18 protein-coding genes and 1 pseudogene are annotated in these 15,506 nt (G+C 29.4%); 17 read left to right on the top strand and 2 right to left on the bottom strand.

The window, feature by feature from the left end; genetic code table 11:
* Positions 1-66: 66 nt before the first annotated feature.
* The 3 genes from IR213_RS07505 (at position 67) to IR213_RS07495 (ending at position 2,999) form a co-directional block, all read left to right on the top strand.
* The gene (locus IR213_RS07505) at positions 67-1,158 is read left to right on the top strand and encodes an AI-2E family transporter (protein WP_194311690.1); all 1,092 of its coding nucleotides are present in this window, start codon (positions 67-69) and stop codon (positions 1,156-1,158) included.
* Between the two features lie 2 nt (positions 1,159-1,160).
* Positions 1,161-2,342 (top strand): class I SAM-dependent methyltransferase, encoded by a 1,182-nt coding sequence (locus IR213_RS07500; RefSeq protein WP_194311689.1) that lies wholly within the window; start codon positions 1,161-1,163, stop codon positions 2,340-2,342.
* Between the two features lie 90 nt (positions 2,343-2,432).
* Complete coding sequence (locus IR213_RS07495; RefSeq protein WP_194311688.1) at positions 2,433-2,999, top strand: hypothetical protein; 567 nt, start codon at positions 2,433-2,435, stop codon at positions 2,997-2,999.
* Here the strand turns inward: IR213_RS07495 and IR213_RS07490 are convergent, their stop codons facing one another.
* Complete coding sequence (locus tag IR213_RS07490) at positions 3,000-3,659, bottom strand: M15 family metallopeptidase (RefSeq protein ID WP_194311687.1); 660 nt, start codon at positions 3,657-3,659, stop codon at positions 3,000-3,002.
* 416 nt (positions 3,660-4,075) lie between these two features.
* Here IR213_RS07490 and IR213_RS07485 point away from each other — a divergent pair, with 416 nt between their 5' ends.
* The 14 genes from IR213_RS07485 to IR213_RS07420 all read left to right on the top strand — a co-directional run bounded on the left by IR213_RS07485 (position 4,076) and on the right by IR213_RS07420 (position 15,351).
* On the top strand, positions 4,076-4,753 hold the full coding sequence (locus IR213_RS07485; protein ID WP_194311686.1) for a Crp/Fnr family transcriptional regulator: 678 nt from the start codon (positions 4,076-4,078) through the stop codon (positions 4,751-4,753).
* Positions 4,754-4,839: 86 nt separating this feature from the next.
* Positions 4,840-5,256, top strand: a complete 417-nt coding sequence (locus tag IR213_RS07480; protein WP_194311685.1) for a DM13 domain-containing protein — start codon at positions 4,840-4,842, stop codon at positions 5,254-5,256.
* A 1-nt stretch (position 5,257) separates the two neighbouring features.
* Positions 5,258-6,049: a hypothetical protein gene (locus IR213_RS07475; RefSeq protein ID WP_194311684.1), complete on the top strand. Its 792-nt coding sequence runs from the start codon at positions 5,258-5,260 to the stop codon at positions 6,047-6,049.
* 868 nt (positions 6,050-6,917) lie between these two features.
* The gene (locus IR213_RS07470; protein WP_194311683.1) at positions 6,918-7,763 is read left to right on the top strand and encodes a class I SAM-dependent methyltransferase; all 846 of its coding nucleotides are present in this window, start codon (positions 6,918-6,920) and stop codon (positions 7,761-7,763) included.
* A gap of 520 nt (positions 7,764-8,283) precedes the next feature.
* Entirely contained in the window at positions 8,284-8,739 is a 456-nt protein-coding gene (locus IR213_RS07465) for a YHS domain-containing (seleno)protein (RefSeq protein WP_194311682.1), read from the top strand.
* Positions 8,740-8,824: 85 nt separating this feature from the next.
* Positions 8,825-9,286, top strand: coding sequence for a YHS domain-containing (seleno)protein (locus IR213_RS07460; RefSeq protein WP_194311681.1), 462 nt, complete (start codon positions 8,825-8,827; stop codon positions 9,284-9,286).
* Positions 9,287-9,292: 6 nt separating this feature from the next.
* Positions 9,293-9,682: a DoxX family protein gene (locus IR213_RS07455; protein ID WP_194311680.1), complete on the top strand. Its 390-nt coding sequence runs from the start codon at positions 9,293-9,295 to the stop codon at positions 9,680-9,682.
* 60 nt (positions 9,683-9,742) lie between these two features.
* The gene (locus IR213_RS07450; RefSeq protein ID WP_194311679.1) at positions 9,743-10,231 is read left to right on the top strand and encodes a DinB family protein; all 489 of its coding nucleotides are present in this window, start codon (positions 9,743-9,745) and stop codon (positions 10,229-10,231) included.
* Positions 10,219-10,929, top strand: coding sequence for an NRDE family protein (locus IR213_RS07445; RefSeq protein ID WP_194311678.1), 711 nt, complete (start codon positions 10,219-10,221; stop codon positions 10,927-10,929). The genes IR213_RS07450 and IR213_RS07445 overlap by 13 nt, the downstream gene beginning before the upstream one ends.
* A gap of 10 nt (positions 10,930-10,939) precedes the next feature.
* Positions 10,940-11,974, top strand: coding sequence for an ATP-grasp domain-containing protein (locus IR213_RS07440; protein ID WP_194311677.1), 1,035 nt, complete (start codon positions 10,940-10,942; stop codon positions 11,972-11,974).
* Positions 11,974-12,603, top strand: a complete 630-nt coding sequence (locus IR213_RS07435) for a hypothetical protein (RefSeq protein WP_194311676.1) — start codon at positions 11,974-11,976, stop codon at positions 12,601-12,603. The genes IR213_RS07440 and IR213_RS07435 overlap by 1 nt, the downstream gene beginning before the upstream one ends.
* A 394-nt stretch (positions 12,604-12,997) precedes the next feature.
* Entirely contained in the window at positions 12,998-13,561 is a 564-nt protein-coding gene (gene msrB, locus IR213_RS07430; protein ID WP_194311675.1) for a peptide-methionine (R)-S-oxide reductase MsrB, read from the top strand.
* A gap of 6 nt (positions 13,562-13,567) precedes the next feature.
* Positions 13,568-14,344: a DUF1223 domain-containing protein gene (locus IR213_RS07425; protein ID WP_194311674.1), complete on the top strand. Its 777-nt coding sequence runs from the start codon at positions 13,568-13,570 to the stop codon at positions 14,342-14,344.
* A 308-nt stretch (positions 14,345-14,652) separates the two neighbouring features.
* A complete protein-coding gene (locus IR213_RS07420) occupies positions 14,653-15,351 on the top strand; it encodes a phosphopantothenoylcysteine decarboxylase domain-containing protein (protein WP_194311673.1) in 699 nt (232 codons plus the stop codon).
* Between the two features lie 56 nt (positions 15,352-15,407).
* On the opposite strand, the pseudogene IR213_RS07415 reads toward IR213_RS07420, so the two are convergent.
* Positions 15,408-15,506, bottom strand: a pseudogene (locus IR213_RS07415) (IS982 family transposase); the annotation flags it as partial.

Below are 15,506 nucleotides of genomic sequence, written 5' to 3'. Positions count from 1 at the left end.
TTAGAATATAAAACTCGCTCTTTGTTAGTGAGTTTTTTTTTATCTTTATCCTCTAAAAAAATAGAAATGATAACATCTAAGATTATAGCAAACGGAATTTTAAGGGCAATTGTTTTTTTAGTTATAGCTGCATCATCCTTGTATTTCTTATACCTAATCCAATCCGTTTTAATTTATCTTGTTGTGGCTTTGATTCTTACATTGATAGGAAATCCAATTCTTGATTTCTTTAATAAAAGATTAAAATTCAAACATACGTTGGCGACAATTGTGACACTCCTAGTTTTTATTTTATTTATTAGCGGTTTTGTCTTGATGTTCATCCCTTTGATATCTACACAAGGACAAAATTTATCCCTTCTAAAAACTGCCGAAATTGAAAAAAACATAACCCAATTAGTAAATCAGACATCGGCTTTTTTGGAAAGTCATCATATTGATTCCGAAAAAATGTTAAATGAAGCAAAACTAACTTCTAAAATAAATTTTAATTTTATTCCTAATTTCTTAAATGCTGTCTTGGGAACTATAAGTAGTTTTGGAATTGGTTTAGCTTCTGTATTGTTTATAACATTTTTCTTTCTAAAAGATAGATTGCTATTTATCAACGGAGCAAAAAAATTAATTCCCGATAATCATGAAGACAAGATTTTGAATTCCATACATAAAATAAACCACTTGCTTTCCCGTTATTTTATTGGTTTATTACTTCAATTATTTATTGTTTTCCTTTTATACCTTATTGTATTATTTATTTTTGGAATTCCAAATCCATTTGTCATAGCCTTTTTATGTGCCGTTTTAAATATTGTTCCTTATATTGGACCACTAATAGCATCCGTTTTAGCGGCTATTTTAACAATGTTAAGTAACTTGGGAAGCGATTTCCAAACCGAAATATTACCCACTACAATCTATGTATTAATTGGATTTTGGATTGTACAAATTATTGATAACAACTTATCGCAACCTTTAATTTTTTCTAAAAGTGTCAGCTCACATCCATTGGAGATATTTCTTGTCATATTAATAGCTGGATTTTTATCCGGGATTTTAGGAATGATCATCGCAGTTCCTTTGTATACCATCCTGAAAGTAATAGGCAAAGAATTTTTTCCGGAAAATGTAGTAATTAAACTTTTAACTAAAAACATTTAATTTTGGGTTTAAATCTATTAAATCCTGAAGTTCAAAATTTTATCAATGAAAGTATTGATAAAAACTTAGCAAAATTAGCGTTGCAAAAAAATCCATTTCCTGAAGTTGATTGGATTTTAATTTTAAATCAAATTGAGTCCAAAACCAAATCAAAAAACAAATTACCCAATTGGTTTACAACAAAAAACATCATTTATCCAAACAAAATATCAATCGAACAAACTTCTTCCGAAAAAACAGCATTTTACAAAGCTGGAATTGTTTCAGGTGAAAGTCTTATAGATTTAACTGGGGGTTTTGGCATTGACGATTATTATTTTGCGAAAAATATGAACACCGTGGTTCATTGCGAAATAAATACAGAACTCTCCAATATTGTAAAACACAATTTCGAACAATTAAAGACAAAAAACATTAGTTGTCATTCTGGAGATAGCTTGGACATTTTAACAATATTAAACGCCAAATGGGATTGGATTTATATTGATCCTTCCAGAAGAAACGATGTCAAAGGAAAAGTTTTTATGCTCAAGGATTGTTTGCCAAATGTTCCCGAAAATCTTGATTTTTTATTCCAATATTCGGATTCAATTCTAATAAAAACAGCTCCTTTACTTGATATTGCCGCCGGTTTAACCGAACTGAAAAACGTAAAAACTATTCATATTGTAGCCGTTGAAAATGAAGTGAAGGAATTATTGTGGGAATTACAAAACCATTACCACGGAAAAATTGAAATTAAAACTGTTAATATTTTAAAAGAAAAAAAAGATATTTTTGAATTTATTTTGGACAAAAATAAGAAATCACCAACCTATAGTTTGCCCCAAAAGTATTTGTATGAGCCCAATAGCGCCATAATGAAATCGGGAGGATTTGATGAAGTGGGTATTTTTTACAACTTAAATAAACTTCATAAACATTCCCATTTATACACTAATTCAAAACTAATCGCATTTCCGGGACGAGTTTTTGAAATTGTTAATTCAATTCCCTACCACAAAAATGAAATGAAAACTTTTTTAGAAAACAAACAGGCTAATATCACTACTCGAAATTTTCCCGATACAGTAGAAAGCATTCGAAAAAAATGGAAAATAAAAGAAGGCGGAAATCAATATAGTTTTTTCACAACTGATGAAAATGACAATAAAATAGTTTTAATTTGTAAAAAAATACAATAAAAATGAAACGCCCATGACAATCGTCATTGACACATACAAAAATGATTATAGGCGTTCCATCTTCCAATAAAAAATAAATAGTATAAAAAGATGAAACAAGCCGTCCTAATATTTTTTTTCTTAATAAGCAGTAATTTATTCGCCCAAAAACCTTGTGAATACAGTACAAATGTTACTGATTCTATTGGCACATATAAGTCAACCAAGGAATATATGATTTACGAAAAGAATTTCGCAGGCAACACTAGTTACATTTTTTATGCATTAGCTTTAATCGATGGTACGCCAACACTGAATTTGCAGCTCATTCAAAAAAGTAAAGATTTTATGAAGGCCAATTGTTTTGATAAAAATTCAAAATTATTTTTGCAGTTAAATAATGGAAAAATAATAACGCTGATTTACCTTGACCAAGAAAATTGTGGTTCAATGATTCGAGACGACAAAGGTTTTGACAATAGAATTCTATCAGGCACTTTTATGTTTATGAAAGGTACTTTTGAAGATTTGAAAAGTTCTCCAGTTAATTTGATGCGAATAAAATATCTTACCGATATAGAAGATTATGTCATCAAAAAGCAATTTCAATCGGAACTTGACAATCAGGTTTATGAGCCCGAAACTTACTTTATCAACTATTTAAACTGCATTGAATAACTAATCACATTTCCATTTTGCATTAGAAACTTTATCATTTAATGCTGATTTTAAATTATAATGCCACCATTCTGAGTCGAGGATATTAAATCCTTTTACCATCATTGTGTTTTTCAATAATTTCCTATTGTCTTTTATTTCCTGAGAAAGATTTTGATAATCATGGCTGGCTTCTATTCCAAAAAAGTCGAAAGGCGTTCCCATATTGAGTTCGTTTTCATTCGAGTCTACTAAAGTAATATCAACAGCTCCTCCTCTATTGTGTATTGAACCTTTTGCGGGATCAGCAACATACGAAGGATTAGGAACAATTTTCCACATTTTTTTTTGAATGTCCAATGGTCGATAACAATCAAATATTTTGATTTTGTAGCCCATTTTCATAAAATCCTCATTAGCTTCAATCATCGCTTTAACTGTTTTTAACCTCAAAAAGCATTCGGCACAATCATATACTTTGGCTTTCAAAAAATTATCCAAAGTGGCATATTTCATATCATAAACAAAATCTTTGCTATAATCTTTCAAATTTACAAACGTAGTGTCATTGACAATGGATTTTTTTTTTGTTTCAACATTAGAAATTACCGTTTGGGATTTGCAGGAAAACAAACAAAAAAACGTGCAAAAAAGAAATAAGGGTTTTATATAGAAAGCCATAAATACTATTTTTGATAAAAATAGCATAATTTGAGGGAACAAAGGAGAAAATGAAACAAAAAAAGCATTATTTATTGTAACATTTTTCAGTTAACCTATTACCAACAAACACAATATTTCAAACTATAAAAAATTGTAAAAACTTTACGATTATAATAATAATAAAATCACGGTGAATTTTAATTATTTAAAATATAAAGTAGCCAACAAATAAAAATAAATAAATTTGAACAGTATAATGGCAGTAATTAGTCCTTCTAAATTGAAATAATCACCCTTCATTGTGAATCTCAATTGAACAACAAAACAGGACTTTAATTAGCCTAAACTTAATTATACAGGCCTCTTTTAAAATTTGTTCAAATCATATCTATAAGTTGATTACTTGTAACTAATTAATTTTATATATTTACAAAATGTATGAAGAATTAAAATATTGGTACCTTCGTGATCACAAATTATTTTGGACTTTAAGTATGTCTCAAATTAAGCAATTGTGCATTATTGTTGGATTTAGAAAAGCCAACAAGGGAGATGTTATCTATTTTTCTCATTCTGAAGTACCTAGGATTTTCTTACTTAAACAAGGGAATATTAAAATCGTTTCAATTGATGAAGAAGGAAACGAAACCATAAAAGAAATCCTTAAAAAAGGTGATTTATTTGGGGAATTAGCTCTAGAAAGAGATACAGATGTGAATGAATATGCCAAAGCATTAACTGATGAAGTTTCGATTTGTAGTTTCCTAATGTCTGATTTTGAAGATTTATTAATTAAAAATCCAACATTGGCATTGTCGTATACCAAGTTTGTAGGTTTAAAAATGAAGCGCTTTAAGAACAATTATTCCAATCTGGTTTCTAAAGATGCTAAAACCCGATTAATTACTTTTTTGAAAGATTGGGCCGAAAAAGAAGGAATACAAGAAGGAAATAAGTACACCATTGATAATTATCTTACTCAAACAGATATTGCTCAAATTATCTGTACTTCCAGACAAACAGCCACTTTACTCTTAAATGAATTGGAAGAAAAAAACCTTATTTTTTATTCCAGAAAGAAAATAATTATTGATGATGTCAAAAAGTTATAAAACAATTTCATTATAATTGTAAACTAACCGACATATTCATCATTTATAGCAATCTACTTTTGTTTTTATTAAAAAATAAAATTGCTATGAAAAAACTATTATTGCTACCCATTTTATTCCTTTTGTGCTCTTGCGAAGAGCAAGGTGAACTTACAAAAGACCGTTTTAATGTTACTCCAGCGACTCAAGATGCCTCTTTAAAATATCACGGAATATTTGTTCCAACATCTGGAATTTCAGTTACTGGTGAAGCAAGAATTTATTTGGAAAACAACCAATATAAAGTTCAACTCGAAGGTTTCAGTATTTCTGAAGGCCCTGATTTGAAAGTATATTTATCCAAAGCCGCTACCCCATCGGATTTTGTTTCTTTAGGAAATTTAACTTCAGCTACAGTTTATACCATTCCTCAAGGAATAAATATATTAGATTATTCTTATGTTCTTATTCATTGTCAAGAGTACAATCACTTATTCGCTGTTTCAAAATTAATTCAAAATTAATATGAGAAAGCTGTTATACATAATGTTGATTGTTTTAGCAACAACAAACAGTTATGCACAAGGATGCAGTGATGCCGGAATATGTTCCATCGGAAATAATTTTAGCGCTTCGGGAAAAGTATTGAAAAATAATGTTGAATTTTCAGTTATTTTTGGTAAAGGTGAAGGGGATGTTAGTTATTTTTCTAATTATATTTCTTATACTAGAAAAATTAATGATAAAATTTCCTGGAGTAGCAAAGTAACTTTTTCTTCGGCAAGCGGAAGTTTTGGCAAGCGAAGTGCATTTGGAGATGCATTTTTAATAGGAAAATATACTTTTGCAGCAAAAGATAACAAGCAGTGGAGCATTTTATTAGGCTCGAAAATTCCATTTACAACTTCTAATTTGAAGATTAATGGTTTTTCCCTTCCGTTAGATTATCAATCTAGTTTAGGGACATTTGATCTTTTATTGGCAACTAATTTTAAGTACAAAAAATGGGATTTTAACTCCGCTATACAAATCCCTGTTTTTAACAACAACAAAAATTCCTATTTTGAAGAATTTTCTGGAACCGATGATTTTCTTTCCACTAATTTATTCGAACGTAAATCTGATGCTTTGTTTAGAGCAACTTACAGTATAAACACAAAAAACCAAAAATTTACTTTTAAACCCAATGTGTTATTTATTTATCATCTTAGTGAAGATAGTTTTGAAAATATATATGGTAAAAGAGAAAATATAATTGGTTCTGAAGGCCTGACAATTAATGGAAACTTAATAAGTACACCCGTTGGGTGTAATTAGTTTTTAATAATAATTTATCGTCAGTTCGAGTGATTTTTGATAGAAAATCGTATCGGAAACAAAACAAATTTTATTAAAAACGGTTCTCGATACATTTTTTGTTCCGTTTTACTTCACAAAAAACACTTGAACTAACGGTTTTAATAATTACACCCAACGGGTTAAGTACTTATAATTTTAATAAAGAAAAAAGTGTTGAACTTTCGTTAGCAACTCCATTTGTAGTGAGAGATATTAGGCCAGACGGATTAACAAGAAGTTTTGTATTGGCAATACAATATAGGATTTTATTTTAATTTCATATTTCTTTAATTAATTGCAAACTAAATGACGAACGCTGTTTTATATTCTTAATATCTTTACTAGCAAAATAAAACACACATTTTATATATTTATTACCTATGAAAAAATTATCTGCTCATATATTAGTTTTTTTTCATAGGTAATATTACATTCTTAAGCAAAATCACAATACAGTTACTTAACGGAAATAGAAATGAAAGGGACTTTGATTTACCCTGAAATGAATATCATTTTTACTGATATCAAAAGACACTAATTCTAAATTTTTGCTTAGAAAAATTATTGTATATAGAATTGTGACTAAGAAATGAAAGTGCTTGTACAATTATTAAATAACAACAATGAGAATTTATTTGTTTACGAAACTTTTTCTTTTGAATAAAAATAGTAAGCTAATTTATATTTTAAACTACAAATTAAAAGAGAAAGCAATAGTGAAAATCAATTAGTAAAGATTGTTTTAAATTAGTACAATTTTTTTTAGGTCAATCAAAAATTAGAACCTTTACTAATTTTAAGCATATATAATGTATATTTACCCAATAACAATTTAAATATTAGCACTATGGAAGCAAATTTTGAATTAATTCGGGAACAACAAAAAGAATCTTGGAATGCTATTTCGGGAGGTTGGAAAAAGTGGGATACCATGACAATGGATTTTTTAAAACCTATGGGGGATGAAATTATTCGTGTACTAGAACCTAAAAATAGTGATTTAGTTTTAGATATAGCCTCGGGTACTGGTGAGCCCGGTCTAACAATTGCCACTATGCTCACTAACGGTAGCGTGGTTATTACAGATCTTGCTGACCATATGGTTGATATTGCTCGAGAAAATGCAATAAATAGGGGAATAAAAAATGTTGAAACCATAACTTGTGATGCATGTGAGCTTCCTTTTGCAGATAATACCTTTGATACTGTCAGCTGCCGTTTTGGATTTATGTTCTTTCCAGATATGCTTCTTGCTGCGAAAGAAATGCTGCGTGTTCTTAAACCGGGAGGAAGAATTGCCACATCGGTATGGAACACTTCCGATAAGAATTTTTGGGTAACCGCCATTATGGGCTCTATCAACAAAAATATGCAAATGTCGCCGGCAGTCGCTGGAGCTCCAGGGATGTTTCGTTGTTCAGAAGATGGATTTATGGATGATTTATTCAAACGGGCTGGCTTTAAAAATATTTCCAAAACAGAAATTTATGGAAAATTAAATTGTGGAACTGCTGATATGTATTGGGCTTTTATGAATGAAGTGGCTGGTCCGGTCGCAGCAGCTCTTAGCAAAGCCGATGATGCTTTAAAGGCAAAAATTAAAGATGAAGTAGTAGATACTATAATGCAAAAATACCCCGAAAAAGTAATCGCAGTTGACTCTAATGGATTAATTATCTATGCCGAAAAATAAAAAATGATAACAAAATGGACAGATACTATGAAATTAGAACAATGAATCCGAAGTCAATGACTTCGGATTCATTATTCTAATTAAAATTGAATTCAAATAGTATATTCCTCATAAAAAAATTAATTACATCAATTGAAGTCAAAACGACTTACATTTTGACTGATAAAAAAGTACTGATAAAAGAATAAGAGTATATTGTAAAATCTAAAATGTCCATCTAAATAGACATCTATTTGATACCGGGCAAATACTAAATAGAACAGTAGGGAGAATTATCCATCATCTTACGGCTATTGTCCATTTTTTAACTTTTAAAACTAAGCATCTTTGTTGTGTAAACAACGACAAACAATAAAAAATCATTAATTTTGAAAAAAAAAGAACGCCTTATATAAGGAGTTGAAAACTGGAGTACACTAACGTATAAAAATAATTCAACAAATTTAAGTCAATTGCAACTTATCTGACAAAACAAGCTTTTGAACTACTTTACCTTTGATATTTTTAAAAATAAACTATTATGAAAAAAAAAATTTTATTACTAGCATTAACTTTTATTACCATGTCAATAAATGCTCAAACTGTAGCAAAAATTACTACTGAATACAACCTGGATAACAAAGTGGCCATTCAAGGTTATGATCCAGTAGCCTACTTTGTAAATAACAAAGCAGCGCTGGGTTCAAAAGATATTACAACTGAGCTGGACGGGGTAATATATTATTTTTCCAATGAAGGAAATAAAAAGTTGTTTCTTAACAACCCGACACAATACCAACCACAGTTTGGAGGGTATTGCGCTTATGGAATCTCTGAAGGACATAAAGCCCCAATAACACCCGAAGCTTTTACAATTGTTGACAATAAGTTGTATTTAAATTATAATCTAGAAGTAAAAGAAATCTGGCTAAAAAATCAAAAAGAACACATTGCAAAAGCTATTGAAAACTGGAGTAAAATAACTGATACAAAATAATATAACAAATTTAAGCTAATTGTAACTTAGCTGACAAAACAAATTTTTGAATTATATTACCTTTGAAAAAAAATAATTAACTTTTATGAAAAAAAATATTTTATTACTTGCAATTGCTTTTATTACTATGTCAATAAATGCACAAACTGCGGCAAAAAGAGCTACAGAATTTAATCTAGAAAATAAAGTGGCAATTCAAGGATATGACCCTGTTGCATACTTTACACAAAAAAAAGCCATAAAAGGAAAATCAAGTATAACTGCAACTTATGAAGGAGTAATCTATAATTTTTCTTCTCAGGCCAATAAAGATACCTTTTCGAAAAATCCGGCTAGTTATGAACCACAATATGGTGGTTGGTGTGCTTATGCGATGGGAAGTTCAGCCGATAAGGTTGAAATTGACCCAAGTACATTTAAAATTATTGATAATAAGTTGTATTTGTTTTATAATGCTTATTTCAATAATACCTTAAAGTCTTGGAACAAAGACGAAATGAATTTGAAGAAAAAAGCAGATGCCAATTGGAAAAAAATTTCTAACTAAATTAATATGAAAAACCCAATATTTATTTGGATTATCAAACTCACTGCAGTGGTAATTTTTCTTCAGACTTTGTTTTTTAAATTTTCAGCGGCCGAAGAAAGCATTTATATCTTTTCAACTTTGGGCATAGAACCTTATGGACGAATTGGGTCAGGTGTAGTAGAACTCATTGCTTCAATTTTAATTTTAATTCCAAGAACGACTTTACTAGGGGCTATTATTGGATTAGGAACTGTTGCAGTAGCAATTTTATCTCACATATTAGTGCTAGGAATTGTAGTGCAAAATGATGGCGGAACCCTTTTTATATTGGCTGTGATTACTTTTTTATGTTGTTCAATATTAATTTTTCAAAACAAAAAAGACATACCCAATTTAATTAAATTTAATATCTAATATAAATTCGAAACTTTTTTCCGATTCATTTCGTACATAAAGCCTAAAACACAATTAATTATGCTTACAATTTCAATTCACAAAACATTGACCGAACTGTTAGATCTGTTATCACAACTGTCTAATGAAGATTATACAAATCCATGCGAGGAGTTAAGCAATTCTTCCATCGGTGCGCATACCCGTCATATTATTGAACTTTTTCAATGTTTACAAAATCAATACGAATCAGGAACAATCAATTACGATAACCGATTGAGGGATTATGGCATTCAAACCGATACAATTAAAGCGAAAATGGCTATTACAGCAATTTTACATTCAATGCCAAGACCAAACAAAAACCTAATTTTGCAACAAGTTATTGATGAAAATGAAGTGACTATTGAAAGCAATTACCATAGAGAATTATTGTATAATTTGGAACATTGTATCCATCATCAAGCCCTAATAAAAGTGGCTGTTTTACAATTGAAACACCTGGTAATCGATGAAGATTTTGGTGTCGCACGTTCAACAATCGAATATAGAAAACAATGTGTACAGTAACCTTCGTGCAATCCAACGGTAAAACAATTATTACTTCCAATAGGGATGAAAAAGTGCTGCGTGAACCTGCCGTTGAACCTATGAATTATTTAATTAACAATAAGATTGTTACTTTTCCAAAGGATCAAAAAGGCGGTGGAACTTGGTATGCCGTTAATGAAGATGTTACTGTTTTGGTTTTGCTGAATGGTGCAGCTGAAAAACATGAATTAAAAACGAGTTATAAAAAAAGTCGTGGATTGGTTGTTTTGGATATAATTGGATGCAATTCACCAATTTTAGAATGGGAAACAATTGATTTAACAGGAATAGAGCCGTTTACTTTAGTGTTATTTCAAGATAAAAAATTGTTTCAATTGCGTTGGAATGAAATCAACAAAGAAACCATTTTATTAGATGCTTCTCAAAATTACATATGGTCTTCCTCTACTTTATATTCTGCTGAACTTCGTCAGAAAAGAGCACAATGGTTTTCAGCTTTCTTGGATACAAAGCAAGATTTTTCGTCCAAAGAATTATTCCATTTTCACAGATATACCGAAGAGCAAAATCAAGAACATGGATTAGTTATCAATAGAAGTGATGTGCTAAAAACGGTAAGTATAACACAAACCGTAATTGAAAATAATAAAGTTAAAATTTGTTATAATGATTTGATTACTGAAAAAGAATTTTCAAATGCATTTCTAACGATATAATAAGATAAAAGTGAAATTAATATTCCATAAAATATTCCATTGGGAATATTGGCCTTTTCAAATTGTGTATGTTCCCATATATTTTTTGTGGGCCTATTTTGCTTTAAAAGCGCGAACTATTTTCTTTTTTAATTCGTGTAACCCAACGATGAAAAACGGAGGTTTTATCATGGATAGTAAGAAGGAAATTTATGATTTAATTCCGCAAAAATATTATCCAAAAACTGAATTTATCAAAGAAAGATTAGATTTTAATAAAGTATTAGAAGCAATCAATAATTCAGAAATTAAGCTTCCGTTTATTGCAAAACCGGATATAGGTCTGCGTGGTTCGGCCGTAAAAAAAATCAATTCAAAACATGAATTGTTTTTGTATCATAGCAAAGCTAATTTTGATTATTTAGTGCAGGATTTAATTCCATATGAGAATGAAGTTGGCATTTTTTATGTTCGTTTTCCAAATGAAAAAAAAGGTAAAATTACAGGAATTGTTTCTAAAGAATTCCTTATAGTAGAAGGTAATGGCACATCCAATATTGAAGATTTGATTATCCAAAATCCAAGGTATAAATTGCAATTGGGAAGTCTAAAAACAGAATATGGAGAGCAATTAAAAGAAATTTTACCGAAAGGTGTAAAACTAAATTTAGTACCTTATGGAAATCATGCCCGAGGAGCTAAATTTATAGATTCCAGTTTTTTAATTTCTGAAAAATTGACTACAGTAATTGATCAAATGTGTTTGCAAATTCCTGAATTCTACTTTGGAAGAATGGATTTAATGTTCAACAATTGGCAAGAATTAGAAGATGGTAAAAATTTTTCAATCGTTGAATTGAATGGTGCAGCAAGTGAACCCACACACATTTACGATCCAAAACATTCTATCTTTTTTGCCTGGAAAGTATTAGCGCAACACATTAACTATATGTACAAAATAAGTGTCGCTAATTATAAAAGAGGATTTCCATATCTATCTCATAAAGAGGGAATGATTCAATACCGATTGCATTTAGAACAGAATAGTAAAATTATAAATTTTTGATGAAAATTCTCAAAAACTTAACAGTTGGATTTTTGGTTAGTTTTATCGGTTCAATTCCAATGGGTTTTTTGAATATTATTGGTTTTCAGATATATAACATGTCTGGGTTAAGGCTAACAATTTCATATCTTCTGGGAGTAATTGCTATTGAATTTTGGGTTATATATTTTACTTTGCTTTTCGCAAACCAATTGATAAAAAATAAAAAACTCATTAAATTAATCGAAGGATTTTCGGTTATTTTTATGTTTATTCTGGCTTATGTTTTTTATTCTGGTTCCAAATCGGAAAACATAAATTCAGGCATTTTTAGTGATTACACAAAATATCCTTTTATGCTTGGCATAATTTTGAGCAGTACTAATTTTATTCAAATTCCGTTTTGGACTAGTTGGAATCTGTATTTGCTAAACGGTAAGTATATCGAAATCTCAAAAACAAGAAAATACTTTTATGTTTTGGGTACTATTTGCGGAACATTCATCGGAATGTTAACCTTGATTTTATCTTTAAGTTACATTACTAATCAAACTGGTTTTTTGGCAAAATACCTAATGAAAGTAATTATCCCAACCGTCTTTATCATTTTGGGAATTTATCAGGGAATTAAGTTCTACAAAAAATATTAAGTATGACATTCATTATTTTCCAATCTTAGCATCCAATATTACCACTGTTAAAAATTATGAAAACAACTAGAATGGGAAGGCATTTCTTCTTGACTAAAGAACATAAACAAAAAAAGAACTAGAAAAAAATGCCCATCATTTTACGTTTATTATTCACTTTATAACCTTACTTACCTTTGCATCTTTACAATAAACACTTGGTGATATTAAAAAAAACAGAATACTAAAGATTGATTCAATATAACATACAGAATATAATCTTTGAAGAAAGTTGAAACATTGATATAAAAAAATAAATAAACGTTAATAAAAATTAAAATTTACGGTATTTGTAAATCAACTGACATTTCTACTTTTAATATCTCAATAGATTTGTCGTACAAAATTAAAAAAAATGAAAAAAAATATTTTACAATTTAGCGTACTAATTGTGTTTATCGCATTTTTTCTAACTTCATTTACCCAGTTAAAGAAGAAGGAAACAAACTTAGTTATCATTCAGAACAATGTTGATACTATACATAAACCCGAAAACCCTTATTATTCGAACACAAGCACCAAAAAGCTGAAACTTACTGATGCCGAGTGGAAAAAAGTGTTACCGGACGATGTATATGTCGTTTCAAGACATGCCGATACAGAAAGACCTTTTACCGGAAAATATTGGAACACTGATGACAAAGAAACATATTATTGTGCAGCCTGCGGGAATAAACTGTTTCGCTCAGGTGCCAAATTTTCTAGCACATGTGGTTGGCCAAGTTTCTTTGAACAAGCCAGTACTGGAAGTGTGGTTTACAAGAAAGACAATTCATTGGATGAAGAAAGAATTGAGGCTCTTTGTGGCCGATGTGGAGGACATTTAGGACATCTTTTTAATGATGGCCCTGAGCCAACGCACAAAAGATATTGTATGAATTCAATTGCTTTAGACTTTTTACCTGATAACAAAAAATAAATAATTATGAAAAACTCAATTTTAAAAACAACATTATACACAGGATTAATAATAGTAAGCATAGTCTTATCAAGTTTTACTATAAAAAAAGTTATTGAAAACAAAAAAATTAAAACTTCAAAAGAAGGATTTGCCGTACTGGAACTTTTTACCTCACAAGGGTGTAGCAGTTGTCCTCCAGCAGATGCCGTTTTAGGAAAATATGCAATACAAAATAATCCAAATGTAATTGCTTTGGCATTTCATGTTGATTACTGGAATTACATAGGGTGGAAAGATCCTTTTAGCAAAGCTCAATTTACTGACAGACAACGCAACTATGCAAATCTATTTAATGCTCAAGGAATTTACACACCTCAATTAATAATTAATGGCAAATATGAACTTGTAGGCAGCAAAGAAAACGAAATTAACAATCTAATAAACAAGGAATTAGAAATAAAAAAAGAATTAAATATTAGAATTAAAAAGGCATCCATATCTAACAATTTATTAAATATTGAATATGATGCAGATATTAACTCGAATATAGTTGTCAATTTGGCTTTGGTTAAGAAAAAAGAATTTACCAGCATTAAACGAGGCGAGAATAACGGCCTTAAACAAACTAATTACAATATTGTTTATGATTTTAAGAGCATTTCAAATTCAGCTAAATCAAATAACAATGCTAATTTTCAATTCAAATCAGAGTGGCTTGCATCTGATTTTATGGTAATTGCTTATCTACAGAATACTAAAAATGGAAATATAATAGCGGCTGCAAAAAACGAAATAAATTAAAACCGTAAAAAAATAATTGCAATTTGCTTTCAAACTAGTATTAGTGGTACTAAATAAACTAGAAAAAGACCAACAATAACTAACCTCAAAACCATAACTATTGGCAATGGAAGCTACTGGTTTGTTTAGGCAGTTTATTAAAACTTAATTGGCATAAATTCCGTTATTTCTGGTTTTTCTGGTAGAAAAACCAGAAATCAAGATTAAAAAAATACATCTTATCTGATTTGATAATTAGCTTACAAACAAAATACTTTTTCAAAAAAAAACTGCTTTTAAATAACAAAAGTATATTAAAAACCAAATTAATGGAAACCACATTAAAAAACAAAAAAATTTTAATTACTGCAGGTCCAACTAGAGAATATATTGATCCTGTTCGATTTATATCCAATGAAAGTAGTGGAAAAATGGGATATGCTATTGCCGAGGCTTTACATAATTTGGGTGCAAATGTTATACTGGTTAGTGGACCTGTTTCAATAGCGTCGACTTTTCCAAACCATAAAACAATAAAAGTTATGACTGGTAATGAAATGTATTTAGAATGCCAAAAACATTTTGACTCTGTCGATATAGCTATTTTTTGCGCAGCAGTTGCCGATTATAAACCTAAAACATCTTCTGAAATAAAAATAAAAAAAATTGAAAATGAAGTAGTTCTAGAACTTCAGAAAAATGTTGATATTGCTTTTGAGTTTGGTAAATTAAAGACTGTAAACCAAATTTCGGTAGGTTTTGCCCTGGAAACAAATAATGTACTCGAAAATTCTATTGGTAAACTAAAAAAGAAAAATTTCGATTTAGTGGTTATGAATTCACCTAATTTAAATGAAGGTTTTGGTTTTGATACCAATAAAATTTCAATCATACATTCCGATTTGTCAACACACAATTTCCCTTTAAAGAACAAGAAAGAAGTAGCATTAGACATAATTTCTTCTATCAAAATAAATTTAAGAAGCAAGCAAAAAATTGGGGAAGTTGAAATCAAGAGAATAGCATAATTTTAAAAATACATACATTTATAAACAAATACTAATACATAACCCGTTGGGTGTAATTAAACTATTTGTGTTTTAATATTGTTTATTGGTCTTTCAAAAATAAATCTATTGATGAATTGAACCAAAGTTAAAGCTGTTATTTTAGCTAAAATTCT

The sequence above is a fragment of the Flavobacterium soyangense genome (genome assembly GCF_015277675.1).
GTDB classification, from domain to species: Bacteria; Bacteroidota; Bacteroidia; order Flavobacteriales; family Flavobacteriaceae; genus Flavobacterium; species Flavobacterium soyangense.
Note: the sequence above shows the minus strand (reverse complement) of the source record. Positions and strands in the feature narration are given on the sequence as shown.

Excerpts from the sequence above, each read along its gene's own strand:
- IR213_RS07505 (WP_194311690.1), top strand. The coding sequence starts at position 67 with ATGATAACATCTAAGATTATAGCAAACGGAATTTTAAGGGCAATTGTT.
- IR213_RS07495 (WP_194311688.1), top strand. The coding sequence starts at position 2,433 with ATGAAACAAGCCGTCCTAATATTTTTTTTCTTAATAAGCAGTAATTTA.
- IR213_RS07490 (WP_194311687.1), bottom strand. The coding sequence starts at position 3,659 with ATGGCTTTCTATATAAAACCCTTATTTCTTTTTTGCACGTTTTTTTGT.
- IR213_RS07485 (WP_194311686.1), top strand. The coding sequence starts at position 4,076 with ATGTATGAAGAATTAAAATATTGGTACCTTCGTGATCACAAATTATTT.
- IR213_RS07480 (WP_194311685.1), top strand. The coding sequence starts at position 4,840 with ATGAAAAAACTATTATTGCTACCCATTTTATTCCTTTTGTGCTCTTGC.
- IR213_RS07475 (WP_194311684.1), top strand. The coding sequence starts at position 5,258 with ATGAGAAAGCTGTTATACATAATGTTGATTGTTTTAGCAACAACAAAC.
- IR213_RS07470 (WP_194311683.1), top strand. The coding sequence starts at position 6,918 with ATGGAAGCAAATTTTGAATTAATTCGGGAACAACAAAAAGAATCTTGG.
- IR213_RS07465 (WP_194311682.1), top strand. The coding sequence starts at position 8,284 with ATGAAAAAAAAAATTTTATTACTAGCATTAACTTTTATTACCATGTCA.
- IR213_RS07460 (WP_194311681.1), top strand. The coding sequence starts at position 8,825 with ATGAAAAAAAATATTTTATTACTTGCAATTGCTTTTATTACTATGTCA.
- IR213_RS07455 (WP_194311680.1), top strand. The coding sequence starts at position 9,293 with ATGAAAAACCCAATATTTATTTGGATTATCAAACTCACTGCAGTGGTA.
- IR213_RS07450 (WP_194311679.1), top strand. The coding sequence starts at position 9,743 with ATGCTTACAATTTCAATTCACAAAACATTGACCGAACTGTTAGATCTG.
- IR213_RS07445 (WP_194311678.1), top strand. The coding sequence starts at position 10,219 with ATGTGTACAGTAACCTTCGTGCAATCCAACGGTAAAACAATTATTACT.
- IR213_RS07435 (WP_194311676.1), top strand. The coding sequence starts at position 11,974 with ATGAAAATTCTCAAAAACTTAACAGTTGGATTTTTGGTTAGTTTTATC.
- msrB (WP_194311675.1), top strand. The coding sequence starts at position 12,998 with ATGAAAAAAAATATTTTACAATTTAGCGTACTAATTGTGTTTATCGCA.
- IR213_RS07425 (WP_194311674.1), top strand. The coding sequence starts at position 13,568 with ATGAAAAACTCAATTTTAAAAACAACATTATACACAGGATTAATAATA.
- IR213_RS07420 (WP_194311673.1), top strand. The coding sequence starts at position 14,653 with ATGGAAACCACATTAAAAAACAAAAAAATTTTAATTACTGCAGGTCCA.